Origin of the sequence: Roseobacter litoralis Och 149 (genome assembly GCF_000154785.2) — a bacterium.
Taxonomy (GTDB): domain Bacteria; phylum Pseudomonadota; class Alphaproteobacteria; order Rhodobacterales; family Rhodobacteraceae; genus Roseobacter; species Roseobacter litoralis.
The window spans coordinates 4127421-4153865 of the sequence record NC_015730.1 but is presented as its reverse complement, the minus strand read 5'-3'; the positions used below and the strand labels follow the sequence as shown (position 1 = coordinate 4153865).

General features: G+C 57.5%; 25 protein-coding genes. 7 read left to right on the top strand and 18 right to left on the bottom strand.

Translation table 11 applies throughout. The features are described from left to right. Positions 1-132: 132 nt before the first annotated feature. Complete coding sequence (locus RLO149_RS19925; RefSeq protein ID WP_013963884.1) at positions 133-588, bottom strand: hypothetical protein; 456 nt, start codon at positions 586-588, stop codon at positions 133-135. Between the two features lie 286 nt (positions 589-874). On the opposite strand from RLO149_RS19925, the gene RLO149_RS19920 reads away from it, so the two are divergent. Continuing rightward, positions 875-2413, top strand: a complete 1539-nt coding sequence (locus RLO149_RS19920) for a hypothetical protein (protein ID WP_013963883.1) — start codon at positions 875-877, stop codon at positions 2411-2413. A 10-nt stretch (positions 2414-2423) separates the two neighbouring features. Here RLO149_RS19920 and RLO149_RS19915 read toward each other — a convergent pair whose 3' ends face one another. After that, a complete protein-coding gene (locus tag RLO149_RS19915) occupies positions 2424-3185 on the bottom strand; it encodes an endonuclease/exonuclease/phosphatase family protein (protein ID WP_148264413.1) in 762 nt (253 codons plus the stop codon). 231 nt (positions 3186-3416) lie between these two features. Here RLO149_RS19915 and RLO149_RS19910 point away from each other — a divergent pair, with 231 nt between their 5' ends. Continuing rightward, the gene (locus RLO149_RS19910) at positions 3417-3944 is read left to right on the top strand and encodes a FecR domain-containing protein (protein WP_013963881.1); all 528 of its coding nucleotides are present in this window, start codon (positions 3417-3419) and stop codon (positions 3942-3944) included. Further along, entirely contained in the window at positions 3896-5767 is a 1872-nt protein-coding gene (locus RLO149_RS19905; RefSeq protein WP_148264412.1) for a CHASE2 domain-containing protein, read from the top strand. Before RLO149_RS19910 ends, RLO149_RS19905 begins: the two co-directional genes overlap by 49 nt. Here the strand turns inward: RLO149_RS19905 and RLO149_RS19900 are convergent. Genes RLO149_RS19900 through RLO149_RS19885 form a run of 4 tightly spaced genes read right to left on the bottom strand, consistent with a single transcriptional unit; the run spans position 5764 to position 9690 of the window. Beyond that, positions 5764-6621, bottom strand: a complete 858-nt coding sequence (locus RLO149_RS19900; RefSeq protein ID WP_044025765.1) for a sugar phosphate isomerase/epimerase family protein — start codon at positions 6619-6621, stop codon at positions 5764-5766. The genes RLO149_RS19905 and RLO149_RS19900 overlap by 4 nt on opposite strands. Beyond that, positions 6621-7772: a dihydrodipicolinate synthase family protein gene (locus RLO149_RS19895; RefSeq protein ID WP_013963878.1), complete on the bottom strand. Its 1152-nt coding sequence runs from the start codon at positions 7770-7772 to the stop codon at positions 6621-6623. Before RLO149_RS19895 ends, RLO149_RS19900 begins: the two co-directional genes overlap by 1 nt. Before the next feature lie 8 nt (positions 7773-7780). Continuing rightward, on the bottom strand, positions 7781-8548 hold the full coding sequence (locus RLO149_RS19890; RefSeq protein ID WP_013963877.1) for a 3-ketoacyl-ACP reductase: 768 nt from the start codon (positions 8546-8548) through the stop codon (positions 7781-7783). Further along, entirely contained in the window at positions 8545-9690 is a 1146-nt protein-coding gene (locus tag RLO149_RS19885; protein WP_013963876.1) for an acyl-CoA dehydrogenase family protein, read from the bottom strand. Before RLO149_RS19885 ends, RLO149_RS19890 begins: the two co-directional genes overlap by 4 nt. Before the next feature lie 144 nt (positions 9691-9834). Here RLO149_RS19885 and RLO149_RS19880 point away from each other — a divergent pair, with 144 nt between their 5' ends. Beyond that, positions 9835-10851 (top strand): aldo/keto reductase, encoded by a 1017-nt coding sequence (locus RLO149_RS19880; RefSeq protein WP_013963875.1) that lies wholly within the window; start codon positions 9835-9837, stop codon positions 10849-10851. After that, a complete protein-coding gene (locus tag RLO149_RS19875) occupies positions 10848-11294 on the top strand; it encodes a (R)-hydratase (protein ID WP_013963874.1) in 447 nt (148 codons plus the stop codon). The genes RLO149_RS19880 and RLO149_RS19875 overlap by 4 nt, the downstream gene beginning before the upstream one ends. 109 nt (positions 11295-11403) lie before the next feature. On the opposite strand, the gene RLO149_RS19870 is transcribed toward RLO149_RS19875, so the two are convergent. Genes RLO149_RS19870 through RLO149_RS19860 form a run of 3 tightly spaced genes read right to left on the bottom strand, consistent with a single transcriptional unit; the run spans position 11404 to position 14063 of the window. Further along, complete coding sequence (locus RLO149_RS19870) at positions 11404-11715, bottom strand: Dabb family protein (protein ID WP_013963873.1); 312 nt, start codon at positions 11713-11715, stop codon at positions 11404-11406. 12 nt (positions 11716-11727) lie between these two features. Then, positions 11728-12483 carry an enoyl-CoA hydratase/isomerase family protein gene (locus RLO149_RS19865; protein WP_013963872.1) on the bottom strand — a complete coding sequence of 252 codons (756 nt, stop codon included), beginning with the start codon at positions 12481-12483 and terminating at the stop codon, positions 11728-11730. After that, entirely contained in the window at positions 12480-14063 is a 1584-nt protein-coding gene (locus RLO149_RS19860; RefSeq protein WP_013963871.1) for an acyl CoA:acetate/3-ketoacid CoA transferase, read from the bottom strand. The genes RLO149_RS19865 and RLO149_RS19860 overlap by 4 nt, the downstream gene beginning before the upstream one ends. A 149-nt stretch (positions 14064-14212) precedes the next feature. On the opposite strand from RLO149_RS19860, the gene RLO149_RS19855 reads away from it, so the two are divergent. After that, on the top strand, positions 14213-15031 hold the full coding sequence (locus RLO149_RS19855) for an aldo/keto reductase (RefSeq protein WP_013963870.1): 819 nt from the start codon (positions 14213-14215) through the stop codon (positions 15029-15031). A gap of 19 nt (positions 15032-15050) precedes the next feature. On the opposite strand, the gene RLO149_RS19850 is transcribed toward RLO149_RS19855, so the two are convergent. The 3 genes from RLO149_RS19850 to RLO149_RS19840 all read right to left on the bottom strand — a co-directional run bounded on the left by RLO149_RS19850 (position 15051) and on the right by RLO149_RS19840 (position 18426). After that, positions 15051-16655: a GMC family oxidoreductase gene (locus RLO149_RS19850; protein ID WP_013963869.1), complete on the bottom strand. Its 1605-nt coding sequence runs from the start codon at positions 16653-16655 to the stop codon at positions 15051-15053. 178 nt (positions 16656-16833) lie between these two features. After that, on the bottom strand, positions 16834-17403 hold the full coding sequence (locus tag RLO149_RS19845) for a hypothetical protein (RefSeq protein WP_013963868.1): 570 nt from the start codon (positions 17401-17403) through the stop codon (positions 16834-16836). A 15-nt stretch (positions 17404-17418) separates the two neighbouring features. Beyond that, a complete protein-coding gene (locus tag RLO149_RS19840) occupies positions 17419-18426 on the bottom strand; it encodes a zinc-dependent alcohol dehydrogenase (RefSeq protein WP_245538088.1) in 1008 nt (335 codons plus the stop codon). A gap of 246 nt (positions 18427-18672) precedes the next feature. Between RLO149_RS19840 and RLO149_RS19835 the strand changes: the two genes are divergently transcribed. Then, a complete protein-coding gene (locus RLO149_RS19835; RefSeq protein ID WP_013963866.1) occupies positions 18673-19311 on the top strand; it encodes a TetR/AcrR family transcriptional regulator in 639 nt (212 codons plus the stop codon). Here RLO149_RS19835 and RLO149_RS22980 read toward each other — a convergent pair. The 6 genes from RLO149_RS22980 to RLO149_RS19805 form a co-directional block, all read right to left on the bottom strand. Continuing rightward, entirely contained in the window at positions 19306-20106 is an 801-nt protein-coding gene (locus RLO149_RS22980; protein ID WP_013963865.1) for an alpha/beta hydrolase, read from the bottom strand. The genes RLO149_RS19835 and RLO149_RS22980 overlap by 6 nt on opposite strands. Positions 20107-20146: 40 nt before the next feature. Further along, complete coding sequence (locus tag RLO149_RS19825) at positions 20147-21250, bottom strand: ABC transporter ATP-binding protein (RefSeq protein WP_013963864.1); 1104 nt, start codon at positions 21248-21250, stop codon at positions 20147-20149. 3 nt (positions 21251-21253) lie between these two features. Beyond that, entirely contained in the window at positions 21254-22135 is an 882-nt protein-coding gene (locus tag RLO149_RS19820) for a carbohydrate ABC transporter permease (RefSeq protein ID WP_013963863.1), read from the bottom strand. Beyond that, positions 22135-23028: a carbohydrate ABC transporter permease gene (locus RLO149_RS19815; protein WP_013963862.1), complete on the bottom strand. Its 894-nt coding sequence runs from the start codon at positions 23026-23028 to the stop codon at positions 22135-22137. Before RLO149_RS19815 ends, RLO149_RS19820 begins: the two co-directional genes overlap by 1 nt. A 54-nt stretch (positions 23029-23082) precedes the next feature. Beyond that, the gene (locus RLO149_RS19810) at positions 23083-24333 is read right to left on the bottom strand and encodes an ABC transporter substrate-binding protein (protein WP_013963861.1); all 1251 of its coding nucleotides are present in this window, start codon (positions 24331-24333) and stop codon (positions 23083-23085) included. Between the two features lie 156 nt (positions 24334-24489). Beyond that, a complete protein-coding gene (locus tag RLO149_RS19805) occupies positions 24490-26436 on the bottom strand; it encodes a multiheme c-type cytochrome (protein WP_013963860.1) in 1947 nt (648 codons plus the stop codon). Positions 26437-26445: the final 9 nt, after the last annotated feature.

Sequence of the window (26445 nt, the reverse complement as noted above, 5' to 3'; positions counted from 1 at the left end):
GTAGATATGGGTCAGTCCCGTAGGAACGCTTCAATGCAGTTTTGTGGGATTAGGGGGTGAGGCACGTGTCCTTGCCGGTCACTCTAAGGTCACGTTGCCCCCCCGGTGGTCGCTCACGTAAAAACCCGCTCTTTATTGTTCGGTGGAAGAGTAATCCGGCGTAGCCATGAGGGCTTCGTTGTAAGCTGGGTTATCGAGAATCGCATAAAGAGACGAGACAATCCGCCATGTGTTGCCATGCCGTCGGATCACCGAATAAACGGGATAGGGTTGTGCCTGTTCTTGTCCATTCGCGCCAAGCAGGCTGGAGACATGCGTTGAGCCGATCGTGTCAGCATCCAGAAACTTTGCCGATACCACGGTACGAGCGAAATCGACCACGCCGCAGTCATGTAAATGGCGCCGCACCGAGTTGAACGTATACTGAAACTCAGCCTCGGTCGTGATCAATCGCCGCCCGTCAACGGTTTCCATCATCTGGGGGAGCCTGAAACACTCACTGAACATCTGAAAATCCGCCTCAAGCAAGGCTTTCCCTGTGATGTAGAGCAGTTCTTCGGCGATGGATTCAGCGGCGCTATTTTGCATTACTCAAGTTATATTCAAATACTATGTTGTTTATCAAAGCGTCTTGCCCCGCCGTCAAGAAATTCTGATGTGTTTGCGTGGTTCGGTAAAAAATAAACACGTGATTGCAATTTATGCTATGCTCTGAGGTGTATTACGATAATTCTATTCAATCCTAAGGCAATAGCTACACGTAAAGACATTTTTGGTCAGATCTTATGGTAGTAACTTTCCACCTGATGAAGACGCGGTTTGCCCTGAGCAAACGGATCACCGAGATTGTCCGCCGCACGGCAAAGGTCCGATGATGAGCAGGGATCAGGCACAACCTGCGGATCAGACGCAAGCGCTGCAAAACATCTTTGACACCCAGCCATGGTTTGTGCGCATTGGACGTCGTTTCTGGGGTGTTGACCCTTTTGTCGTGCTGTTCATTGCGGTGTTTCTGGGCGTTGTGCCGATCGTTGCTGCTGTTTACGTGCTGAACCTTGGGGATGTGACACATTATATTCTCAGGGGTACGGTCGAGGCAGCGCCTTGTCCGGACGATCTTGTTGGAACCGACCAGTGTCTTGAGAAACAGGTCGGCTATGGTCACGCGCTGAATTGGTGGCCAAGCCTGTCCATCATGATGCCCTTGGCGTTTTTCTTTGCGTTCACCTCGGTGCAAAACCTCCAGCGCACATTTCGTCAGATGATCCAGGACCGTATGTTCTGTAACCGGGACTGGCAGTTTGACCTGTCAGACACATCCAGTGAGATGAACCGGGGAGTATCCCGGATGGTGCGTTTGATCTGGACGTGTTTCTCGCTTGCCGGGATGGTCGTTGCCTTGCTGGTCGGTACGGTCGTTGTTCTGGACTGGTATTGTGTGGTGCATATGCCGCTGATGACGGGTGATTTGCTCACGGCATCGGGGATCACGATTCCTGCTGTTTGTCAGGATACATCCGGGCAGGAAGTCGACTGGTCCATAGCGGCCATTTTCGCGCAAGCCACGCAAATCACAGCCCCCACTGACATGCGCAGCCCGTCGTTCGCAATGAACTGGGGGTTTTCTGCTTACGTATACGCCTTGCTGCTGGTCGAGTTATGCCTGCTGATGATCTACTACTGTTACGTGCTTGCGCTCGCGCTAACCATTCAACGCCTCAGAAACGGTGCGTTTGACCTGTGGTTGGTGCCAAAACTGTCATCGCAGGACCCGAATGGGCGGATGGGGTTCGAAAACCTTGAGCAGATTTTTCGCCCCTGCATCTATGTCACGATCATCAGTTTTCTGGTCGCTTTTGCGATGCGCATTCAGAATGAGTTTCTGCGCCAGACTGAGTTTGAAAACATCTATCAGTTCCTGTTTCAGGATTTCATCGTTGCATTGAGGGACATTTTCACCCCCTCTTTGGAGAGTTTCGCAGGGTTTTTCGCCGATCTCTTCGGGGACATTCAAACCTTTACCTCCGCGATTGATGTAACCGGTTTTCGGGACCCCAATTCCCTAGTCGGCGGCCCTCTCGTTCTGATCGTTTTGTCGATGGTCACCGTCGTGCTGGCGGTTGTTCTGCGAGATACCGCAAAAGAGGCGCGCGACAGAGTGAGCCGTGCGCTGGACGATCCGGATAAAAAACAGGCCGTGATTGATTTCTATGGGCTTGATGAGGCAGCGCTGCGCGACAAACTTGGTGATATGAAAGTCTGGCCGTTGAGTTGGCCGAAAATGCAGCAATCCATCAGGATGTTGATCCTCGGTGTGGTGTGTTTTGTGCTCTATCAGGTGGCGTTTATCTGGGCTGGGTTGATGCTGATCCAGATGCTCAAAGGGAAACTCGGACGCGAAGTGGAAGGGTAAGCCGCCATCCTCACAGGTTGATTTCCAGCGAGAGGGGTCTGTGGTCGGACCCCCACAGGCGTCTTTCTATGACCGCAGTTTCCACCGTGATATCGCGAGTAAACAGCTGATCCATTTGCAGGCGGAATTTAGGAAAAGTGACCCCATGTACCGCAGGCGCGAAACCTTGCCGCTGAAACCATGAGTTCAGCGCTCTGCGTTCGAAAATCAGCCAGTCCTTGGGACGATAATGCAGGGGGATGGCCAGAAGCGGCGCGAGCCATGGCACGGCGTAACTGTTGAAATCACCTGCGACGAGGCAGGGGCCTTCGCAATCAAAATGGCTTTGCGTTTCAGCCAGTTCCGCTTGCCGGGCCGAAGGTGACACACCCGCACTGGTGTGGAGATTGACAACCCTGAAGGGGCGCGCGCCGGGGACCACCACATCGACCGACAGGCTGTCCAGAAACTCGACCCAGCCCGCATGGCGCGCCCAACGGGTTGGCGCAGGTTTGGACGTATCTGAGTGAAACAGGATGGTTTCGCGTCTCGTGGGAAACCTGCTTGCGATCACAAGATGGCATAACTCGCCTTTTAACGCATAATCCCGCGCGACGCTCACATATGGAAAACTGGCTTTGATCACGGCGATATGCGCAGGCAACACCTCTTGAAAAAGCGCGATGTCAGGATTGAGTGCTGTCAAAGCGTCTGCAATACGTGCGGCGTCAGGGTTTTCATTAAAAACGTTCCAGCTCAGAACGCGCAGTGGTTTTTTCTCGGGTCCGGTCAAAAGGGTCTCCAAAGCAGCGCGCTGTGCGATCTGTACACGCCAAGCCCGCGATTTCGAAGGTAATGCTGCATAGTTGCCCAACTGATGGATGCCCTTCTCGTCTGACGCGAATTGAACTGGCTGGCAGGGTTGCTTTGCATTAGGCTGAACAGATCACAGGTTATGAACCCGAAAACGGTTTTGGGTTTGCACGTCCGTAGTTTGATTTCAAAAGACCAATAGGAAATGCGTATGTATTACAGATGGAAATCCGCGCGCCCAACCATCGCCCTTGCTCTGGCCTGTATCAGCCTGATGATTGCAGCGGTGCCGGTGCAGGCCGATCAGGCGTGCGCGTGGTCCGCGCTCACCAGTCCCAACCGGCAACAGATCACCTGCGGCGATGCGCTGGTGGTAGAACGCGAATCCGGCGCAGAGGTCACGATTTTTGAGCGGGCAGGGGATGCGCCGCCACGGGAAATTGAACTGAAAAACGGCGCAATCCTGATCGAGGTCACGCCCGGCAGTGCGCCAACCCAAATTCGCACGCCCCATGCTATCGCTGCTGTGCGGGGCACCACCTATGTTGTGGATGCAAGCCAAGACAGTACATCGGTTTTCGTGATCGAAGGCAGCGTGTCTGTCAGCAAGGCGTCCGATGCGTCAACCGTAACGCTTGGCCCGGGCGAAGGTGTTGATGTCGGGGATGCGGTTGAGTTTGCCGTTACCGCGTGGCCCAGCGACCGCGCGGCATCCTTGCTCTCCCGATTTGGCAGATGACATCGGGCCGGGTGCGCCAATGGGCCTTGCCCCTTGGTGCTGTGACTTTGGCGCTGTTCTGGGTGTTGACCCTGATCATCCCCTATATGTCCGGCCGCGCGGGTTTTTTTGACCCGCTCGAACATCGCCTTTTGGATGTACGGCACGTCCTGGTTGGACCACGCGCAGCCGCGTCAGACATCGTGATTGTCGCCATAGATGATGAAACGCTCGCTGCCGCTCCGGCGGAACTGCAAAGCCGGCGGCAGCTTTTGGCGCGGATCATTTCGAATATTGCCCAAAGCGATGCGCGGGCTTTGGCCTTGGATGTTTTGCTTGCCGATCCGGGACCCGCGCTTGATGATGCAGCGCTTGCGGCGGCGCTGGGTGAAATCCCTTCATCTATCGCGGCGGCGGCACGCTTTGGATCAGAAGGCACGACCGCCGACAGCATCATCTGGCCGCAAGCTGCATTTGGTGTGGTCGCCGAGGCAGGTCTGGTCAACCTGTCCACCGACGCCAGCGGCACACCGCGATATGCGCCCCTGTTGATCGAAGTGGAGGGCAGCCTTGTCCCCTCTCTTCCTCTGCTCGCAACGCTTTCCTTCAGCAGCGAGAATGCGGTTTTCGGTGAGACGCAGCTGACTTTGGGTGCACGGGATATCCCCTTGGATTTCGGCTTTAACATGCCGCTGCGCTATCTCGGGCCAGAAGGGTCCGTGCCCACCTACAGCGCGCGCGATCTGATCAGTGGCACCGCGCCGGACGCTTTGTCCGACAAGCTGGTGGTGCTGGGCTTTTCAGCCTCTGCCATGGGGGACAGGTTTGCGACCCCCTTTGATGAGAACACGCCGGGCATGGAGGTGATCGCGACCGCGATTTCACAGCTTAACGGCGGTGAAACGCTGAGGCGCAACGCGCAAACGCGTCAGTGGGACGCCGCGTTGGCGGTCGCGTTGACACTCTTCTGTGTGGCCAGCGTGCTTGTCTGGCCGTTGTCTCGCGGGGTCCCGGTTGCTGCCGGGTTTGTGTTGGTGTTCCTTGCGTCCATCACGCTGGCGTTTGCATCGGGCCTCTGGCTCAGCGGGGCGCTGCCGCTTGCTGCCGCATTGCCGCCCGCCATCGCTGCGTCCGGCCTGCGCTATATGCAGGAAAACCTGCAGGCCCGGAAGTCTGAACGATCTGTCGCTTCGTTACGCCAGTTTCAATCGCCCGCCCTTGCGGCGAGAATTGAAAGTGACCCCAACTACTTGATGGAACCTATTGAACAGGACCTTGTGGTGCTGTTTGTTGATCTGACCGGCTTTACAGGCCATTCGCAGCGCCTTGGGCAGGATGGCACGCGAAACCTGCTGGCAATGTTTCACAAACTGACGGCCCAAACGGTTGAGGCGCGCGGCGGCAGTGTGTTCAACTATATGGGCGACGGGGCCTTGGCGGTGTTCGGGCTGGAACCGGACCGGCACAAATCATACGCCGACGACGCTCTGGCCAGTGCCTTTGATCTGGTACATGCGCTGTCGCGCCAATCGCTGCCGCAAACGCCTGATGAGGCATTGTCCTGCCGCATCGGGTTACACAGCGGACCGGTGACTCTGTCGCGTCTTGGCGCGCAAAGCCACCAGCAGGTGACCGTGACAGGGGATAATGTGAATCTTGCCAGCCGTCTGATGGAAGTGGCCAAAACGGAAAAGGCCGTTGTGGTTGCGAGCAGCGATTTTGCCACCGGGTTGACGGACGGCGGTCGGCGGGGGTCAGCCTATACCACTGATGTTACCATTCGCGGACGCGATGGGCGCGTGCAGGTGCTGGTCTGGGCCGCAGACGCGCTGGAAAGGTCCTAGCAGAGGCTGCGGAACCGCTGCGCAATCACATCCAGCACTTCATTTGGGTCCCGTTTCCACCAGTCTTCGGCGCTGAATACTTCGACCTCGCAATATCCCTTGTACCCGGTATTCTCGACCAGCTGGCGCAGCGCTTTGAGTTCGGCCACACCATCGCCCATCATACCGCGATCCAACAGCGTATCCCGCGTCTCAGCCCGCCAGTCACATAGGTGGTATCCCAGCACCTTGCCCTTGGCGCGCGGCATCGTTTCGGCCAACGTGCTGTCCCACCAGACGTGGTAGACATCGATCGCAAGCCCTACGTTATCCAATCCGACCCAGTCGCACACCTGCAGGGCATCCCTGACGGTGAATATGCAGCTTCGGTTTCCACCAAACATCGGATTGAGCGGCTCAAGCGCCAGTTTCACATCGCGCGCGGCGGCATATTCAGCGGCGCGCGCCACCCGATCCGCCACGCGCTTTTGGCTTTCCAACGGCCCTTTGGTGCCGGGGTCGATCCCGCCCGTGACAACCGTCAGCACTTCGGTGCCAAGCCCGGCGGCCATGTCGATAGACGCATGAAAATCATCCATGATCGCGGTGTCATCGCCCGGCACCAAAGGTCCTGTCAAAAACGGCGAGCGACACAGCCCCGCCACCTCCAGCCCGGCGGCGCGGACGCGATCACCGATCTGCTGCGCGGATGCACCAATTTCGCGCCGCCAAAACACAATGCCACCGAAGCCGCGCGCGCCACAGGCATCAATGACGGCTTCAGTCGACCATCCGGCCCCATAGCCGTCGAGGTTATGACCCAGCGTTGCAGTATTGAGCGCCAGCGCCGAAAGGTCTTGCGAAAAATCACGCATCATACGACTCCATAGATGGCGAGCAGTCGTTTCATCCGTGCCACCGCCAATTCCGGGTCCTGCAACAGCCCACAGGCATCGGCCTGTTTGAAAATCGTCACGAAATCAGGCAGGGGCCGCGCCGCTTGCGCCCCGTTCAGCATGATGAAGTGATCCTGAAACCCGTTCAGCCACGCCAGAAAGACCACACCGGTTTTGTAATGCTGCGTAGGTGCGCGGAAAATCTGGCGCGCCAGCGGCACGGTTGGGTCCAGCATGGCCCGGAACTGTGCGGCATTGCCCTGCGTCAACTGCGACACGGCATAGGCTGCAGCGGGCGCAAGCGGGTCAAAGATTCCCAGCAGCGCGTGCGAATACCCCATCTCGTCGCCCTCGATCAGTTCGGGGTAATTGAAATCGTCGCCGGTGTACATTTTGACGCCCTCCGGCAGGCGTCGTCGCATGGTGATTTCCTTGTCCTTGTCGAGCAGTGAAATCTTGATCCCGTCCACTTTGGACGTGTTCGCCGCGATCATGTTCAGGCAGGTGTCCAGACAACCCTCAAACGTGCTGCCCCCCCAATACCCCGCTAGTTGCGAATCAAACATCGGCCCCAGCCAATGCAGGATCACCGGGTGATCGCAGGCATCAAGCACCTTGGCGTAAACGCTCAGGTAATCATCCGGGCTTTGCGCGACACGGGCCAATGCGCGGCTTGCCATCAGGATGATGCGACCATCCAGTTTCTGGATCGCTTCGACCTGCTCCAGATAAGCGGCGATCACATCATCAAGGGTGTTCGCGTCCTGCGGGGCAAGCTGGTCCGTGCCGCAGCCATTGAAGACCAGCGCGTCGGGGAGTTCGGATTTTGTGCGCGCGATAAGTTCCAGCGCACCCGACCAGTCAAGGCCCATCCCCCGTTGCGCCGTATCCATCGCTTCGGCGATGCCCATGCCCAGACCGGCAAGGTGGCGACGAAATGCCATCGTTGCGTCCCAATCCACAGTGGCGGGTCCCAGTGGATCGTTTGATGTAAACGGGTCCGCCACCACATGCGCCGCCGAAAACACCACACGCGCCGCATCGGGTGTGAGCGTTGCCTTTGCAATTGGCGTGCCATGCAGGGCGTAATCGCTAAGGGTACCAGCAGGATCGGGAAGCGCAATTTTCATGGAAAACCTCAAAAACGGGGAACGAGCATGCCTGCATCAGCCGAAATCACCTGACCGGTGGTATAGGGAAGTTTCCCGGACGCGAGCGACGCAATGATCATGCCCACTTCATCGGGTTGACCCACGCGGGGAAAGAGCGTCAGACCCTCGCGCGCGCGCGTCTCATATTGCGCGATCACGGGGGCTGTCATCTCGGTTTCGATCAAACCGGGCTGCACATCGTAAACGGCGATGTTTTCAGGCCCGAGGCGCACGGCCAACGTTTTCGTCACCATCGCGGCAGCGGCTTTGGACACACAGTATTCCGACCGGGGTGTCGCCACGGCAATGGCATTGGCAGAGCTGACATTGACGATGGAATGAAACAGCTGCGCAGGCCGGGTCCGGGCGCACAGGCGCTTGGCAAAGCATTGGGACAGAAAGAACACCGCTTTGGTGTTCACGGCCATGCAGCGATCATAGCTTTCTTCTGTGACGTCCAGCATGTCACCCCGATTGATCACACCGACACCCGCATTGTTGATCAGTGTGGTCAGCGGCCCAAGCGCCTCTTCGGCCTGTGTCAGGGCCGCTTGATGCGCGGTCAGATCGCTGACGTCAAACGGGACGGCGACACTTGGCACGCCTATCTCTTTGATCGCTGCGACGGCTGCGGCCAGTTCATCGTCATCCTCCGGACCGTTCAGGGCGATTGCAAACCCCTCGCAGGCCAGCGCCTTGGCGGCGGCCAGCCCAATCCCTCGGGATGACCCGGTGACCAATGCAACCTGTCTCATGCATCCGCCCCTTTTGCTAAAAGCTCACGCGCGATGATCATGCGTTGAATCTGGTTTGTCCCCTCGTAAATCTGGGTGATCTTTGCATCGCGATACAGCCGTTCCACCTCAAACCCCTTGATGTAGCCTGAGCCTCCGAAAACCTGCAACGCATCGGCAGAACGTGCAACCGCCATGTCACCGGCAAAACACTTTGCCATGGAACAGGCCTTGGTCGCATCCGCGCCGATGTCGATTTTATGGGCCGCCGAATGGGCGAGCAATCGCGCCGCCTCCACGTCTTTGGCGATATCCGCAAGCAGCCACTGCACCCCCTGAAATTCCGAGATCGCCTTGTCGAATTGCCTGCGCTGTGCTGCATACTCAACCGCAGCGTCAAGACCGGCCTGACCGATCCCGACCGCCAGAGCCGCGATACCCACACGGCCCTTATCAAGGACAGACATCATCATGTGGAAACCACGCCCCTCCGCACCCAAAAGGGCGTGAGCTGGCAGTTTCACATCATCGAAATGCAGCGGCCCCACCGGTGATGCACGCTGACCCATCTTATGTTCCTTGGGGCCGCGCGCCACGCCATCAGCGTGCAGATCCACCGCGAAAATCGACATGCCGCGATGCCCGGCCTCAGGATCGGTGCGGGCCAGAACAAAACCCAGATCGGCGACAGGCGCGTTGTGAATCCATATCTTGCCGCCATTGAGCCGCCAGCCAACCCCGTCCCGCACGGCTGTTGTGCGGATGCCGGACACGTCGGTGCCCGCTTCGGGTTCTGTAATGCAGTAGGCAACCTTGGTTTTTGCCGCGAGGATATCAGGCAGCCACATGTCGCGCTGTGCCTGTGTGCCATGCGCGACCAGGAGCGTGGTAATCAGTTCGACCAACCCGCATTGATCCGCAACAGAGGCATAGCCGCGCGACAGTTCTTCCATCACGATAGCATACGCCAGCGTATCCATGCCGGGGCCGCCCATCGCTTCGGGTACACAAATGCCGAACAGTCCCAGCTGCGCCATTTGCGCGTAAATCTCGGCTGGAAAGCGTTCGTCGCGGTCCAGTTCTTCGGCCACGGGACGGATCACGTCATTGGCAAACTGGCGGGTCATCTGACGCACTTGGGCGTGTACTTCAGTCGAAAACATTAGGGCCCCTTTCCTGCGTCAAATAGTAACCGTTCAGTTACTATTAGGAAGACAACCAAGAGGCGTCAAGCGATTCAAGACTTGATTTGCGCTGCCTGCTCCGCCACAATTAACCATATGGTTACTTATTCGGAAGGATATGGGATGGACCCCGCGACAAAGAATAAATTCGGCCGGGTTGATCTTGAGGTCACCGCGTTCGGGTTTGGCACAGCTCCGGTGGGCAACATTTTCCGCGAGATTGACGAAGAGACATCCGACGGCATGTTTCAGGCGGCATGGGATTCAGGCGTCCGGTATTATGACACAGCCCCCATGTACGGCCACGGCCTTGCCGAACTGCGCACAGGCCAATCGCTGCGGTGGAAGAACCGCGATGATCTGGTGCTGTCATCAAAGGTGGGGCGTCGCCTCGTTCCCGCAAAGCGGAACGATATCGACTTTGCTCCATGGACGAACGCGGCCCCTTTCAATCTTGAATTTGACTATACCTATGATGGCACAATGCGCGCCTTTGAAGACAGCCTGCAACGGTTGGCGCTTGAGCGGATGGATATCTGTTTTATCCACGATATCGACGTTTTTACCCGTGGCGACGCGCAGCCAGACGTCTTTAAACAGGCCATGGATGGCGCGTGGAAAGCGTTGGCCAAATTGCGCGATGAGGGTGTCGTTTCAGCGATTGGCGTCGGCGTAAACGAATGGCAGGTCTGTCAGGCGGCCCTTGAGGCGCGTGATTTTGACTGTTTCCTGCTGGCCGGGCGCTACACACTGCTGGAGCAAGAGGCGCAGGATACGTTCTTGCCGATGTGTGAAGCGCGCAGTGCAGCAGTCGTTGTCGGTGGTGGCTTCAACTCCGGAATTCTGGCAACGGGTGCCCGTGAGGGTGCCAAATACAACTATGCGCCCGCCCCTGCAGAGATCATGGACCGCGTCGCAAAGATCGAGGCGGTATGTGCGGACCATCAGGTGCCATTGCCCGCAGCGGCCTTGCAATTCGTCGTCGCACACCCCGCAATTCCATCCTTTATCGCAGGCACGCGGACCATCGCGCAGTTGGAGCAGAACCTGAATCGGTTCCGCCATGAAATTCCAGCCGATTTCTGGGCCGAGCTAAAACACGACGGGCTGCTGCGCACTGACGCGCCGGTGCCGGTATGAACCTCTCGCCGGGCAGTTACGGGTATCACGATCTGGCAAGCGGTGATTGCCTCGTGACAAGCGCACGCGTGATTACGGCGGAGTTAATAGACGATTTTGCGCGTGTCAGCGGCGATACCTACGAAATCCATATGTCGGACGCGGCTGCGCAGGCCAAAGGGTTCGAACGGCGCGTCGCCCATGGATTGTTGGTTCTGGCCGTCATTGATGGATTGAAAAACAACGCGCCAGCCCGTTTTGACGCGCTGGCCTCACTGGGCTGGACATGGCGGTTCGTCGCGCCGGTTCTGGCCGGTGATACGATTTCTGCAAAGTTTGTAATCCGTGAAAAACGCCTGACCGCAAACGGTAAGCGCGGCATTACAAAGATCACGGCACAGGCCATGAACCAGCATGGTGACATTGTTCAGGAAGGCGAAAACGGTCTTATTTTCGACCTTTAGAGCGTCTGACGAAATACCTGAGACATCAAGTATCACGTAACGCGTTGAAATCTTTGATTTCAGGCAGCGTTACGTGATTCAGGTTTTTCGCATGACGCTTTAGGCCCGTTTACAGCCCGACGTCACAGACAAACACGCCTTCTGCACCACCCTCAAGTGTTGCGACGATGCGTGCCCCGATGGCCTGATGTTCCGGATCGACAAGATATGTGTCCCGCACCGATGTGTCGCGAAAGTCGAACCAGAACATGTCGAGGAAACCGCGCACCAGCGGAGTTTCGACCGAGACGTTCTTGCGGTGCTGAAAATCCACGATACCGTCTATGTGACCCGATAGGCCCGCGAGGGCATCATAGAGAGACATTTTTTCAGCCTCGGTAACATCCGCGCGAAAACGCAGGTGAACAGAATGTCGGATCATATCTGTGTCCTTTCAGGAGAAATCTGGTTTTCGTTTTTCGCGAAAAGCCGACAGGCCCTCGCGCAACTCATCCGTGCCCGCTGCGATACGCCCTGCCAAAGCCTCGGCGATCCGCTCGGGGTCTTCGCGATCTGCGGCATTGATCAGCATCTTGGTCAGTTTCGTCGCCTGCGGCCCACGGCTCAGCACACGCGCGGCGAGGTCTTCTGCCAGAACATGCGCCGCACCCGTGGCAGTCACATGATCGACGAGACCCAGACGGCGGGCTTCTTCAGCGTCAAAGACTTCACCGAAGAGCGCCATGCGACGGACGACTTGGCCACCAAACCGGCGTACCGCACGTTGTGTGCCAGACCAACCCGGAATGATACCAAGCCCGGTTTCCGGCTGACCGATCTTGATGTGCTGCTCCGCGATGCGCAGGTCGGCGCAGGCAGCCAGTTCTAGGCCGCCACCGAGCGCGTGACCATCCAGTTGTGCGATTACCGGCACGGTCAATCGGGCCAGCGCATCGAACGCGATGTGCCCATCCCGCACCCAATGATCCCCGAAGGCTTCGGGCGTTTCACCGGCCCAGGCTTCGATGTCGCCACCTGCACAAAACGCTTTGCCCGCGCCCGACAGGATCACGATGCGGGCGGTGCTGCGTTCGATTTCCCGACATCTGGCGGCCAGCATATCGCACATTTCAGCGGTAAGCGCGTTCAGTTTGTCGGGTCGGTTCAAAACCAATCGCGCGATGCCATCCTGAACGCTTAGATCAATCATGCCGACAAACGCCCGGCCAGATCAATCGGCGCGTCGCGGAACAAACCGGCATCCATGACCTTGAGGTCCGGTGCCACGCGCAGAGGCGTCGCCGCCTGACCAACCACATCCCGGTCAATATCGAGGCCGGGTGCAATTTCGGTCACGATCAGACCCTGTTCGTCCAGCTTCATCACGCAGCGCTCGGTGATATAGGTGATGTCCTGCCCCTGCGCGATGGCGCGTTTGCCTGAGAAAGACACCTGATCCACCTGATCAACAAATTTTGCTACTTTGCCCTCGTGGTCGATCACGATTTCGCCGTTCTCGATCCGCATTTTGGCCCCGGCATTGAACATACCTGAAAAGACGATTTTCTTTGCGCGTGCGGTGATGTCCACGAACCCGCCCGCCCCCGCAGTGCGGTGCGGCACCGCTGACAGGCGCGAGACGTTGACGGACCCATCCGCGCCGACCTCGAGAAATGACAAGAGCGAGCAATCAAAACCACCCGCCTGAAAATAGCAGAACTGATGCGGTGAGGCGACAAAGGCCTCGGCATTGGCCGCGCAGCCGAATTTGAAATCAAGCAGCGGCACACCCCCGACTGCGCCCTGTTCGATCATCCAGGTGACGTCATTGTGGCAGCCCTCTTCAACGAAAATACGCGGTACATTTGCCGATATCCCGAACCCGATGTTCACTGCCCAGCCGCGTTGCATCTCGAGCGCAACACGGCGCGCGATCACCTTGCCGATGTTGAAATCCACAGCGCTGAAACTGTCCATCGGTCGGGTCAATTCGCCTGAGATCGCCGGGTCATATTCCGTTGCGGTGGTTTGCAGCTGATCCGGCGCTTCAACGATCACATCGACCAGAATGCCCGGCACGGTCACGTCATGGGGTCGAATGGACCCTGCCGCCGCAATCCGCTTGACCTGTGCGATGACCGTGCCCCCGCTGTTGCGCGCGGCCAGTGCCATTTCCATCGCCCCAAGGTAGGCCCCCTCGTGTTCGAAACTGAGGTTGCCGCGTGTATCGGCGGTTGTAGCGCGGATGATCGCCACATCAGGCTGGATCGATTTGAAATAGAGCCATTCTTCGCCCTCAAAATCGCGAAGCTGAACGATCGGTGTCTTGCGCGCCTCACCGTTCATCGCGCAGCCTTCAAGCCGCGGATCGACAAAGGTTTCCATACCCACTTTGGTCAAGACACCCGGCCGCTTTGCCGCCCCCTCGCGCAGCATGTCAAAGACAATACCGGACGGTACGTTATAGGCTGCGACCTCTTCGGCCACGATCATCTGCCATATCAACGGGGGTTCCGCCTTGGTCGGACCCGACGGATAGGAGCCGCCGATGATCCGTGATAGACAGCCCTTTTTCGCGATGTGGTCGATACCCTTGGTGCCAAAGAAATCACCCGCTGCGATGGGGTGAATCGTGGTCAGGTTCCGTGGGTGCCCGACCACGTCAAATCTCTCGCCGATGCCCTTTAGAACGGCATCGGGACAGCACAGCCCGCTGGAGGAATTAACTGCCACAGTGGCACCATCGGGGATGAGGTCAGCCGCATCGCGTGCTGTCATAATCTTGGGCATAGAATCTTCCGTGGCATTGCAGCGATGTATTTTAAGTAACTGTTTGGTTAAAAGACTATGCCCACAATCCACCATACGATCAAGACTCTTTCATACTTTCAAATAAGTAACTATTAAGTTACAAATATCGTAGTTATGGAAGGCGCGTCATGAACATCTATTTCAAAAATACAAACCAACGGTCTTTTGGTACTTATCCTCTCAAAGGTGCTGCATGCAGAGACGCCATTCTCACTGCCGCCGAAGTTGGCTATCGCGCGTTTGATACCGCGCAGATGTACAGGAATGAAGCCGAGACCGGTGCCGCACTGAAAGAAACGGGCATTCCGCGTGATACGCTCTGCGTGACGACAAAGGTGGAGAATGATAACTTTGATGAGGGGAAATTCCTCGCCTCTGTGGAGGCAAGCCTGAAAGCTTTGCAGTTGGATTACGTGGACGTTTTGCTGCTGCATTGGCCGCCTGCGGATTTCCAGATCAAAGGCTCGCTGACCTTGCTGGAACAAGCATATAAACGGGGCATGGCCCGCAACATTGGCGTGTCGAATTACACAGTCCAGATGATGCGCGATGCGACCAAGATTATCGAAACGCCCCTTGTGACAAATCAGATCGAATTCCACCCGCTGCTGAACCAAGACGTCATGCTGGCCGCCGCATCCGAAACCGGTATCCCGCTGTCGTCCTACTGTTCAGTTGCACGTGGTGAGGTGTTCAAACATCCGATCTTTGCCGAGATTGGCGCAGGCTATGGCAAAACCGCGGCACAGGTCGTGCTGCGCTGGATCCTGCAAAAAGGCGTCAGCATCAACACGATGTCCACCAAACCCGAGAATATCGCGGCGAACTTCGATGTGATGGATTTCACGTTGTCCTCGGTCGATATGACGCGGATCGAGCATATGACGCATATGAATTACCGCATCGTGAGCAAGGATATCGTGCCATGGGCACCCGATTTTGACTGACCCGGATGCTCTGCCGATGTCAGTGATTGCCGCGGATCATATCTGCGGCTTTCTCGCCGATCATAATCGTCGGGGCATTGGTGTTTGACCCGATCAGGGACGGCATGACCGAACTGTCGCATAGGCGCAGACCGTCCACGCCGCGCACCCGCAACTGTGGATCAACCACCGCCATCGGGTCATCGGAAGACCCCATTTTGCACGTGCACGTCGGGTGATATGAGGTGCGACCAAAGGCGCGCGCATAGGCCTCATACTCTGCCTGCGTTTGCACGCTGTCATCGGGAAAGCGCACCGCGCGGATGTACTTTTGCAGGCTGGGTTGCGCGAAAATCTCCCGGCTTGTTTTAACGCCCTCGACAGAGGTTTTCAGATCATCCGGGTGGCCCAGAAAATTCGGGTCAATGATCGGCGTATCCTTTGGGTCAGCAGAGCGCAGCCGCACCGTCCCTCTGGATTTGGGCCGTAGCGTATAGCTGTTGAGGGTAATGCCGGACGCGCCGGGTCGCACAGATGGCACACCCGCTTCAGCTCCGGCCCCGGCCAGAAAATGGAACTGCAAATCGGGCGTTGCGGCGGTGGGATCCGCATACCAGAAGGCACCCCCCTCAACCACATTGGACGCCACGGGACCGGTGCGAAAAGCCATGTATTGCAAGCCCGCCCAAAGCGCCCAATGCGGTTTGTTGTATTTGTCGAGGCTGTCGTGTCCGTTCAATTCCGCCACGATATCAATACCAAAATGATCGGTGAGGTTTTCGCCAACGCCCGGCAAGTCCGCCTGCACGTCTATCCCATGGGCCTTCAGATGTGCCGCCGGTCCCAGCCCCGACAACATCATCAGCTTCGGCGTGCCGATTGCCCCTGTCGTAACGATGACCTCCTGATCCGCGTGCACCGTTTCACGGCCAGTTTTTGCGGACCAGATATCGACGCCCGTCGCACGCCCCTTTTCAACGACAACGCGCTTGACCAGAACATTCATGCGCACGGTCAGATTGGGCCGATGCATCACCGGTTTGAGATACCCCACCGCTGCAGAACAGCGCCGCGCATTCCTTGTGGTGGTCTGATAGACGCCAGCGCCTTCCTGCACCGCGCCGTTGAAATCGGGGTTGAACGGGATGCCCCGTTCCTGACAGGAGCGCACGAATGCAAGGGTCATCGGTTGCGCATTCAGGCTCGATACCGCCAAGGGACCTTCCGTGCCGTGCCACTCGCCTGCAAAAACCGTGTTGCCTTCGGAGCGGATGAAATACTTGCGGATATCGTCAAATGCCCAGCCGTCGCAGCCCTCTTCCTGCGCCCAGCGGTCGTAATCGCTGGGGTGGCCACGGGTAAAAACCTCGGCATTGATCGACGATCCACCGCCGATGACCCGCGCCTGCGCATATGGAATTTCGCGGTTGTTGGCGTGTTTCTGCGGCGCGGTCGTCAGGCCCCAGGTGTGCGGGCCGGTCGTCATCTTTGCGAACCCGACGGGCATATGGATGAACGGATGGCGATCATTGCCGCCTGCCTCCAGCAACAACACCCGGACGCTTGCGTCTTGCGTCAAACGGTTTGCCAGAACGCACCCGGCTGATCCACCGCCCACGATGATATAGTCATAGCCCTGCGCCACCTTATGCGACCCCCATACTGCGCGTTTGAAGGTCAATGTCGACATCAGGGTCAAGCAAGGCGACCCATGCCCACACTGTGCGGCCTTTTATGCAGAAAGTGCTCATGATCAGGGGTGCCTATAAGTAACCATATGGTTATTTGGTACAGGCAACGCTGGACATAATCAAGTCCGCTGCTCACTCCCGTTTGTCGAGCGCATGCCGCCAGTCGTTCCAGCCACCATCGACAGAGGAGGGTGCGCCGTGCCATTCAGGCATCGCCTTGCCTGTCGCCGGATCGCGGGCCGGAATGGGCAGCATCATGATGCGCTTGCAGGCGCGTTTGTAATCTTCGTCGCTGAGGAATTCTTCTTGTATGTCATCCCAATCGCGCCCATCGGGATAGCCACCGCACATGTGAATATCTTCTGACTGGCCGATCATTTCGTGGCTGACACCGGCAGGCATAACAATCACGTCGCCCGCTTCGATACGCACCTGTGTCCAACCGCCATCGCCCACCGAGAGGTTAAATTCCATCCATCCCCGCGCACAGCCAAGGCATTCATGCGTTGTCGAATGGAAATGGGCATATTCGTATACGCCCGGATAGTCCCAGTTATTCGACCATCCATTTTCACGAAAGCGCGTTTTGATCGCCTCGGCACCGCCACCCGGCACGGCATTGCGATGCACCAGCAGGGGAAAACGACTGTTGGGTATCTTGCCATTCGGGGCAGATGCATAGCTTTCGGTGGTGATGGACATGATCGTTTTCCTTTTTTAATCCGACATGACAATTTGCGTTTTCAGATCATCCGGTCGATCCTTGAATGTGTCAAATGCGGTCTGAATGTCGTCCAGCGCGTATTCCGCCCCCAGAAACGGCGTGGGATCAATCCGACCATGCACCAGAAAATTCAGCGCGTCATGCATATCCTGCCCGGAGCCTGCAACGGACCCCTTGATCGAGTTTTCCTGCAAAATGGTCGTCAGAATATCGACAGGCAATACCTCGCCCGCGCCGGTCAGGCCAAAGGCTGCCACATGGCCGCCCTTGCGGATCAACTGCAACGCTTGTTGGTAAAGCGCTGGTAGCCCCACGCTTTCAATCACGATATCTGCGCCGCGCCCCTCGGTCGCTTGCATCACGCAGGCCTTGACGTCGGCGGGATCACTGACCCCGACATCTGCACCGTGTCTGAGCGCAAGCGCCACGCGGTCCGGCGAAATATCCGTCACAATGATGGGTGCCGCGCCAATGGTGCGCAGCAGTTGCACATGCAAATGCCCGATCGGACCCGCCCCCAGCACGGCGACGGATTGACCAAAGGTCACATTGGCTTTCCGCGCAGCGCGCACAACGCAGGCCAGCGGTTCGGTCAGCGCGAGCACCTCAAACGGCATATGCGCAGGTGCCGGGATAACCAGCCGGCCCGGAACCACGATGTATTCGGCAAAGGCCCCGTCCATGCTGATCCCCATCTGGCGCATCTCAGGGCAGTTCAGGATTTCATTGCGGCGACACCAGTAACAGGTGCCACAGCCAACATTTGTATCAACGACTGCCTTGTCACCGATACGCAGCCCGGTCACGTCAGGGCCGAGGGCCTCAATCGTACCCGTGAATTCATGACCCGGAATCATTGGCAGACTATCCGCTGCATAATGCCCGTTAAAAATATGAATGTCGGTGCCACAGATGCCCACACGCGCGATGCGTATCAAAACCTCGCCCATGCCCGGGGTCGGGACCGGCCTGTCTTGCAGTTCAAAACGTCCCGGTCTCATCAATATTGCTGCACGCATCATATATTCGCCCCCGTTCCACAAGCCTTGAACGGTTTTTCGCACCGGCCGGTCCGGTCCAAAGTAACCGATATGCAATGCACTTATCAGTTACCTTTCAGTGCAAAAAGAACATAAACAACGAGGAATAGTGAAGCCGCGCGCCACACCTGCTGGTCTTTGACGCCCGTCGCAGTTTGTCATAGGGTGACATCGTGTTTCGCACCAATGATCAGGGTAAAAACAGCAGTGACCGAAAAGCGCAAAACACGTGATGCAGATGCGACCAAACTCCGCATCATGCAGGCTGCAAAAAAGGAATTCGCCAAGCATGGGCTGGGCGGAGCGCGCGTGGACGAGATTGCGGAGCGTGCGAAAGCCAACAAACGCATGATCTATCACTACTTCGGCTCCAAGGAGAAGCTGTTCAAAGCTGTACTCGAAGCGGCATACCTCGACATCAGGAACGCTGAGCAAAAGCTGGATCTCGAGAGCATGCCTGCGGAACAAGCGCTGGAACACCTCGTGCGGTTCACCTGGGATTACTACTTGAAGCACCCCGAGTTCATCACGCTGGTGAACAGCGAAAACCTGCACCGCGCGCGCCACCTCAAGAAGTCCGAAGTGATCGCCGTCGCCAGTCGCAAATTCGTTGCCATGATGCAATCCCTGTTGGATCGCGGTGTGAAGGAGGGCGTTTTCCGTCCGGGTATTGATGCCACGCAGCTTAACATCACGATTGCCGCGATTGGCTATTACTACCTGACCAACCGTTTCACCGGAACGATTGTGTTTGAACGGGATCTGATGACGCCTGAGGCACTGAAAGAGCGGTTGGCCTTTAACCTCGACACGATCATGCGGCTGGTTCGCGCTGATACCCTATAGGCCCCGGTCAGCCTTGAAAGGGTCAAGCTCGCGCAAAACCTCGTGCAAAACTCCGTCCGTTTGCGCCAGATCATCCAGAACGCTCATGTGATGTGCGCCGGGAACCTGCATAACCTGCGCCCCGCGGGATGCGGCAAACACCTGCGCCTGACGGTGGAATTCTGCGGTTTCGTTTCCGCCGACAGCCAAAACAAGATGCGACGCATCGTGCCCTGCCCACAACTTTTGTGGCTCACACCCTTCGAAACTGTCCGTGGTCAGCCCGATTTCGTCGCGCAGGAACGACCAGTGCAGGGGCTCAAGCTCGTATAGCCCGCTGATCGCCATCGCCCCGACCACGTCATCCGGCAGCAGCCGCGCCGCCATCACAGCAAGGTGGCCGCCCGCTGAATGACCAATTGGAAACAGCTGGCACCCTGTTTGCTGCTTAAGGAGTTGGAGGGCGGCGCAAGCGTCCTCAACTATATCTTTGAGGCCGACCTCCGGCATCAGGCGGTATTCGACATTGGCCACGGCGCCGTTCAGTGTCTTGAGAGGTGGCAAGACAAAGCGATGCCGCTTGGCTTCAAGCGCGCGCCAATAACCACCGTGGATGAACACCGGTAACACATTACTACGCGTCGGTTGACCCGAGAGTTCGACCCATTGTCGCGGGTGTCTCCCATAGGCGTGCCGCTGCAATGAAAGAACGTCAGCGATGTTTTCGCTGCGGGTTTGCATCCCGTCCAGACAGTTCTGAAAGTCCGGCAGCAGCTTGGAAAACTGAAACTGCTTGTTCCAATAGCTCAGCGTCATGCCGTATTTTGACCCCTGATCGCTTGCTGGCTCTGGTGCATCACCGCAACCGGTCTTCGGTCTTGGGATCGAAAAGCACCGCTTTGTCCATGTTGAGCGCCAATTCTGCAATTTCGCCGGGGTATGCCTCTGCATCGGCGCGCATGCGGCCGACCACATCTTTGCCGCCAAAACGGGTCGTGATGAAAGTATCTGAACCTGCAGGCTCGGTTACATCGATGCGGTTCTTCAACGACACCACATTACGTGCCTTTTTGTCAGCCCCTTCCGGGTCCGTCACTGCTTCAGGGCGAATGCCCAACAGGACTGCGCTGCCGTCCTGCCCCTGATCGACCGCGACGGGCAGCAACACTGGTGCGCCGGTGGCATCCGTGATTTCGGCCACTGCGGCACCACCCGTACGGCGCAAAATTGCCGGTATGAGATTCATCGAAGGTGAGCCCATGAAGCTGGCCACAAACACATTCGCAGGATCGTCATAGATTTCTTTGGGGGTGCCCAGTTGCTGCACATAACCACCGTTCATCACGGCAATCCGCGTGGACAGGGTCATCGCTTCAATTTGGTCATGGGTGACATAAACGATGGTCGTACCAAGCCGCTGATGGAGTTTCTTGATCTCAGTGCGCATGTCGACGCGCAGCTTGGCATCAAGGTTCGACAATGGTTCGTCAAACAGGAACACATCCGGGTTGCGCACCAGCGCACGACCCATCGCAACCCTTTGGCGTTGCCCACCGGACAACTGACCGGGTTTGCGGTTCAACAATGGCGTGATCTGCAACATATCCGCGACCTTATCCATCGCAGCGGCGCGTTCATCCTTGGGGACGCCATGCATCTCAAGACCAAAGGTGATGTTCTGCCCGACGGTCATATTCGGGTAAAGCGCGTAAGACTGAAACACCATCGCGATGTTGCGCTTGGACGGATGCACGCCATTCATCGGCTGACCCTTGATCGCGATGGTCCCGCTGGTGATGTCTTCCAGCCCTGCAATCATGTTCAACAGTGTCGATTTTCCGCAGCCGGATGGGCCCACCAGCACCAGAAATTCGCCCTCAGCCACGGAGACATCCACCTGATGCAGAACCTCGGTGCTGCCATAGGATTTTGTGACGTTTGCAATATCCAGAAAGCCCATATCTTATCCTTTTACTGACCCGGCCATCAGGCCACGGACAAAATATCGCCCCGCAACTACATAGACGACCAGCGTCGGCAGGGCCGCCATGATCGCACCGGCAAAATGCACGTTGTATTCTTTCACCCCGGTCGAAGAACTGACCAGGTTGTTCAGCGCCACGGTCATCGGTTGGCTGTCGGCATCCGCAAAGCTGGCCCCGAACAGAAAGTCATTCCAGATGTTGGTGAACTGCCAGATGAAACTGACCGCAATGATCGGACCCGACGAAGGTAACAGGATGCGCCAGAAGATACGGAAGAACCCCGCGCCGTCTATCTGCGCAGCGCGCACCAGCTCGGTCGGAAAGGCGGCGTAGTAGTTGCGGAAATAGAGCGTGGTAAAACCGATGCCGTATACAAAATGCACAAGTATCAGGCCAGCGGTGGACCCTGCAAGACCCAGCACACCGAGGCTTTGCGCCATGGGGATAAGGACGATCTGAAACGGAATGAAGCAGGAAAAGAGCAGCAAGCCAAAAACGATATTATGGCCACGGAACTGCCATTTGGTCAGGACATAACCGTTCAACGCGCCGAAAAAAGTCGAGAGCAAAACAGCGGGCAAGGCCATCGCGATGGAATTGAGGAAATAGGGTTTTAACCCCGTCGGATCTACCCCGATCTGAGCGGTGGACCACGCGGACAGCCACGGTTGGATCGTCCAGACATCGGGCAGGGCCATCATATTGCCCCCGGTGATTTCGCTCAGCGGTTTTAGGGAGTTCACCAACATCACGAAGAGCGGCAAGAGGTAGAAGAGCGCAAAGAGCAGCAGCAGCAGGTAAATCAAGGTTCGGGTAAAGCGCCCGCTGCGCATGGCGTTTTCAGAAGAAGCGATGGCCATTACTTCTTCTCCTTCAGTTCGGCATAGAGATAGGGCACCATGATCGCCGCGACCGTCATCAGCATGATCACGGCTGAGGATGCGCCGATGCCCATCTGGTTGCGGCTGAAGGTATAGGAATACATGAACGTGGCAGGCAGTTCGGTGGCGCGACCCGGCCCACCGCCGGTCAGGGCAATCACGAGGTCGTAAGATTTGATCGCCAGATGGCTCAGGATGACAAAGGCCGACAAGAACGCCGGGCGCAATTGCGGAATGATGATACGCCGGTATAGCTGCCAATTGGAGGCGCCATCCATCTGCGCCGCCTTGAGGATTTCATTGTCGATGCCGCGCAGCCCCGCCAGAAACATCGCCATGGTAAAGCCGGAGCTTTGCCAGACCGCCGCCAAAACAACCGTGTAAATCGCGTAGTCCCGGTTCTTGATCCAGTCAAAGGCAAAACTTTCCCAGCCCCACAGATGCATCGTGTTCTCGATGCCGATTCCGGGGTCCAGCATCCATTTCCACGCCGTGCCCGTGACAATAAAAGACAACGCCATCGGATAGAGGTAAATGGGGCGCAGCATCCCTTCGCCACGGATTTTCTGATCCAGCAGGATTGCGAGCAGCAACCCGATGACCGAGCAGATCACGATATATAGCGTGGCAAAAATCGCGAGGTTCGTGATCGCGGTTTCCCAGTGGCTGAGCCGGAAAAGTTTGGAATAGTTTTCCCAGCCGACCAGCCCATAGGATGGCAACAACCTACTGTCAGAAAAGCTCAGATAGATCGTGAAAACGATGAACCCGTAGACAAAGAACAGAACCAACGCAAAAGACGGCGCAAGAACCAGTTTGGGCAACCAGTTCTGCAAACGCGTGCGCATGTCCGGGCTGGACGTGTCCGCCATAGGGTCCCCCGTTGGCAAAGGCCTGACCCCGGTCAGGGATCAGGCCATTTCGTATTACTGAGCGATTTCTACAGCGGTGGCGAGTTCTTCTGCAGCGGTGGCCGCATCATATTCGCCATTGAAATGCGCGGTGACCACATCGTAGACCGCGTTTTTCACAGATGCTGGTGCTGCATGGCCATGCGCCATGGAGCCGAACAGATTGCCGCTGGACGCGGCAGCTGCAAGGTCTTTCATTCCCTGTTGACCACAGGCGTCCAGATCGCTGCCATCGACGTCGGTCCGCGCAGGCACGGAGCCTTTGACCTTGTTGAAGGCGACCTGAAAGGACGGCGACAGGATCGCGCTGGCTAAGGCAGCCTGTTCAGCAGAGACTTCACCACCCTGATCAAACATCGCGAACTGATCCGCGTTGAAGGTGACCTGATCCTGTGTGCCGGGGAAGCGGAAGCAGAGGAAATCCTCGCCCGGTACTTTACCCGCATTCAGGAATTCGCCCTTGGCCCAGTCGCCCATCATCTGGAAACCAGCTTCGCCATTCATGACCATGGCGGTGGCAAGGTTCCAGTCACGGCCCGAGAAGTTATCATCCACATTGTCGCGGATAAAAGCCATCCGGTTGAAGGTTTCGACCATCGTGTCGCTGTTCAACGTGTCGGGATCAAGATCGACAAAGGCGGCTTTGTAGAATTCGGGTCCGCCCGTGGACATGGCCACCGCGTCAAATACGGTCGCGTCCTGCCAGGCTTGTCCGCCATGCGCGATCGGTGTGATGCCTGCAGCGCTCAGCGTGTTCACAGCCGCGACGAAATCATCCCATGTTTCCGGCACGGCGATACCATTGGCATCCAGCACGGATTTATTGGCCCAGACCCAGTTGGTCGAATGCACATTGACCGGGGCCGAAACCCATTTGCCGTCGACTTTGGCAAAGGCTTTCAATGCGTCCGGCACTACGTCATCCCAGCCCTGTTCAGCAGCAGTGGCGTTCAGATCCGCCAATGCACCCTGATCGGCCCAGTCCAGAATATCGAAACCCAGCATCTGCACCGCCGTGGGGGCGTTTCCTGCGGTGACCCGCGCGCGCAAAACAGTCATCGCCTGTTCGCCGCCGCCGCCCGCAACGGGCATGTCGGTCCAGCCGATCCCCTGTCCTTCAAGGTCTTGCTTGAGGACATTCAGAGCGGAGGCTTCACCACCCGACGTCCACCAATGCAGAACTTCTACATCTTCTGCCTGCGCGATCTGTGCCGCACCCATAAGGCATGTGCTGGCGATCAAAGCGCCTTTTATCATTTTCTTCATGATGTCCTCCCAAAATGCACCATTCGGTTACTTAGGTCATAGAGGCGAATAGGCGCGTGCCTGTCAAGCCAGTTTGTCAGACACGCGGGTTTCGCGCTCTCACCGAAGTGTTGCCATTTTGGGGCGTATGTCACCACTTTTATGTAAGGTCAGCCTCTATTGTGGTGGCAAGAGCGACTCCGATCGCATGCCATTCAGCGTGTCACTGCCCGGCACAGCTTGTAACGCTTCATCCAACACCTGTTCGGCGACTTGCGGGCCGCGCACAGCATCAGCGATCCGCACGAGCATCACCCAAGCCTCTTCGCGTTGCGGGTCCATGAGGACGACCTCGCGAAAGGCGCGTTCGGCACCTTCGAAATTACGCATCGTCAACGCGGTGCCTGCCAGAATGATATGCGTCTCCGGGAAATCCGCGCGGTTCAGCAGGCCTGCCTGCCATTCCCGCAACGCCGCGCCGAGCTTCTCAGACGCGCTTGGCGTCAGGGCAGATCGCGGTACATCCAGCAGCGTTTTTCCCGCTTCGATCCGAACCATCCGGCGTGGATCATCCAGCGCAGGTGCCAGCTGAGTGGCGCGTTCGGTGGGTGGCAAAAGCCCATGGGCGCTGGCCGCTGCGGCGCGGACAAGCGGGTCTGGATCATTCAGCATGGGGGAAAGTTCCGCCCCAAGTGTTTCGTCGCCCGATTGTTCCAGCAACCAGAGTGCGGTGGCGCGCGCGATGCCCGGCTGCGTGGCGTCACCAGCCAGATTGGTCAGGGGACCACGCGCCGCAACCGCATTGGCGCGCCCTGCGGCCAGCACCTGCCCGTAGTGCAAACCGCGATTTTCACTGTCGGGATACCATTCCTCGATCGCGGCCGCCACCCAGGCGGAGGACTGATCACTGTGACAATCCGTGCAGGCATTCGGGCTTTCGGTCTCAAGCGATATATCCGGACGCGGTATGCGGAAACTGTGATCGCGCCGCCCATCCACACCCATGTAAACACGCTCGATCATGTGGCAGCTTTTACACTGAGCACCTTCGGTTCCCACCTCGTGAAAGTGATGCGAGGGGTCATCGTAGTTCTTGGGATCAAGCGTCGTGAAACTAGGGTTTCCCGCTGGCGAATGGCACTGCGTGCAGACGCCGTTCCCTTCCGCTTTGAGTTCAGCCGAATGCGCCTCGTGACAGTTTGAGCAGCTTACACCCTGTTGATACATCTTTGATTGCAGAAAGGAGCCGTAGACATAGACCTCATCCAAGATCTGGCCATCTGCGTGGTAGGCTCCGGGGCGCAGCAGCGCTAGGGCATAGGCATCATCAAACGGGATGCCGGGCACGGGGTTGCCATCGAAATGCGCCTCGCGACGGGAATGGCAACTGGCGCATTGCTGCAAGACGGTTTCCGTTCCCGCATTGTAATCAATGGTCAGGCGATATTCGCTTAGCCCGGTCAGAGGTTCTTCGAGGCTCTTGCCTGCGGCCCACTCGATGTGGGCACTGCCGGGTCCGTGACATGCCTCGCATCCCACACCGATCTCGACCGGCATTGATGAATAGCTGCGCGTCACCGGCGAATAGTTCTTTTCAAAGCCGGTCGCGTGGCACTCTGCACAGCGCGCATTCCAGTTTTTGTAGGGCCCGGTCCAGTGTAACCCGTCATCCGGCGGCAGGTCCTGATCGGGGTAAAGGTGAAACCATTCCTGTTTGACCGTGTCCCAGACCACATCGAAACTCTGGATGCGGCCCGGCTCTGTTTCCAACAGATATTGCTGCAAGGGTTCGATCCCCGCGACGGAATGGACGGTATAATCCGTGGTCACGCCGTCTTTTTCCGTCACTGTGATGTGGTGCCTGCCATCCTCGACACGGAACCGGGTCAGGGTCCCGTCATGACGGAATTCGGTATCGTTGAAATCGGCCAGGATGTTTTCAGCCGTGGGTGCCGTCCATGCCTTGGCATGATGCGATCCCTCCCAGGCCTTTGCCGCGTCGGTATGGCAATCGCGACATTCCATCGATCCGACATAGGCGGGTGTCTGATCCGGCACCCCTTGCGCGCTGGCCCCTGTAGAAAGCACCGCCAATATCAAAACACAGAGCGTAAATCGAAACATGAAACAGGT

Bases quoted from the DNA above. Each gene is read 5' to 3' on its own strand.
- RLO149_RS19880 (WP_013963875.1), top strand. From the start codon at position 9,835: ATGGACCCCGCGACAAAGAATAAATTCGGCCGGGTTGATCTTGAGGTC.
- RLO149_RS19815 (WP_013963862.1), bottom strand. From the start codon at position 23,028: ATGGCGGACACGTCCAGCCCGGACATGCGCACGCGTTTGCAGAACTGG.
- RLO149_RS19875 (WP_013963874.1), top strand. From the start codon at position 10,848: ATGAACCTCTCGCCGGGCAGTTACGGGTATCACGATCTGGCAAGCGGT.
- RLO149_RS22980 (WP_013963865.1), bottom strand. From the start codon at position 20,106: ATGACGCTGAGCTATTGGAACAAGCAGTTTCAGTTTTCCAAGCTGCTG.
- RLO149_RS19810 (WP_013963861.1), bottom strand. From the start codon at position 24,333: ATGAAGAAAATGATAAAAGGCGCTTTGATCGCCAGCACATGCCTTATG.
- RLO149_RS19840 (WP_245538088.1), bottom strand. From the start codon at position 18,426: ATGAGACCGGGACGTTTTGAACTGCAAGACAGGCCGGTCCCGACCCCG.
- RLO149_RS19870 (WP_013963873.1), bottom strand. From the start codon at position 11,715: ATGATCCGACATTCTGTTCACCTGCGTTTTCGCGCGGATGTTACCGAG.
- RLO149_RS19910 (WP_013963881.1), top strand. From the start codon at position 3,417: ATGTATTACAGATGGAAATCCGCGCGCCCAACCATCGCCCTTGCTCTG.
- RLO149_RS19890 (WP_013963877.1), bottom strand. From the start codon at position 8,548: ATGAGACAGGTTGCATTGGTCACCGGGTCATCCCGAGGGATTGGGCTG.
- RLO149_RS19900 (WP_044025765.1), bottom strand. From the start codon at position 6,621: ATGCGTGATTTTTCGCAAGACCTTTCGGCGCTGGCGCTCAATACTGCA.
- RLO149_RS19820 (WP_013963863.1), bottom strand. From the start codon at position 22,135: ATGGCCATCGCTTCTTCTGAAAACGCCATGCGCAGCGGGCGCTTTACC.
- RLO149_RS19860 (WP_013963871.1), bottom strand. From the start codon at position 14,063: ATGCCCAAGATTATGACAGCACGCGATGCGGCTGACCTCATCCCCGAT.
- RLO149_RS19865 (WP_013963872.1), bottom strand. From the start codon at position 12,483: ATGATTGATCTAAGCGTTCAGGATGGCATCGCGCGATTGGTTTTGAAC.
- RLO149_RS19805 (WP_013963860.1), bottom strand. From the start codon at position 26,436: ATGTTTCGATTTACGCTCTGTGTTTTGATATTGGCGGTGCTTTCTACA.
- RLO149_RS19920 (WP_013963883.1), top strand. From the start codon at position 875: ATGAGCAGGGATCAGGCACAACCTGCGGATCAGACGCAAGCGCTGCAA.
- RLO149_RS19825 (WP_013963864.1), bottom strand. From the start codon at position 21,250: ATGGGCTTTCTGGATATTGCAAACGTCACAAAATCCTATGGCAGCACC.
- RLO149_RS19885 (WP_013963876.1), bottom strand. From the start codon at position 9,690: ATGTTTTCGACTGAAGTACACGCCCAAGTGCGTCAGATGACCCGCCAG.
- RLO149_RS19895 (WP_013963878.1), bottom strand. From the start codon at position 7,772: ATGAAAATTGCGCTTCCCGATCCTGCTGGTACCCTTAGCGATTACGCC.
- RLO149_RS19925 (WP_013963884.1), bottom strand. From the start codon at position 588: ATGCAAAATAGCGCCGCTGAATCCATCGCCGAAGAACTGCTCTACATC.
- RLO149_RS19845 (WP_013963868.1), bottom strand. From the start codon at position 17,403: ATGTCCATCACCACCGAAAGCTATGCATCTGCCCCGAATGGCAAGATA.
- RLO149_RS19855 (WP_013963870.1), top strand. From the start codon at position 14,213: ATGAACATCTATTTCAAAAATACAAACCAACGGTCTTTTGGTACTTAT.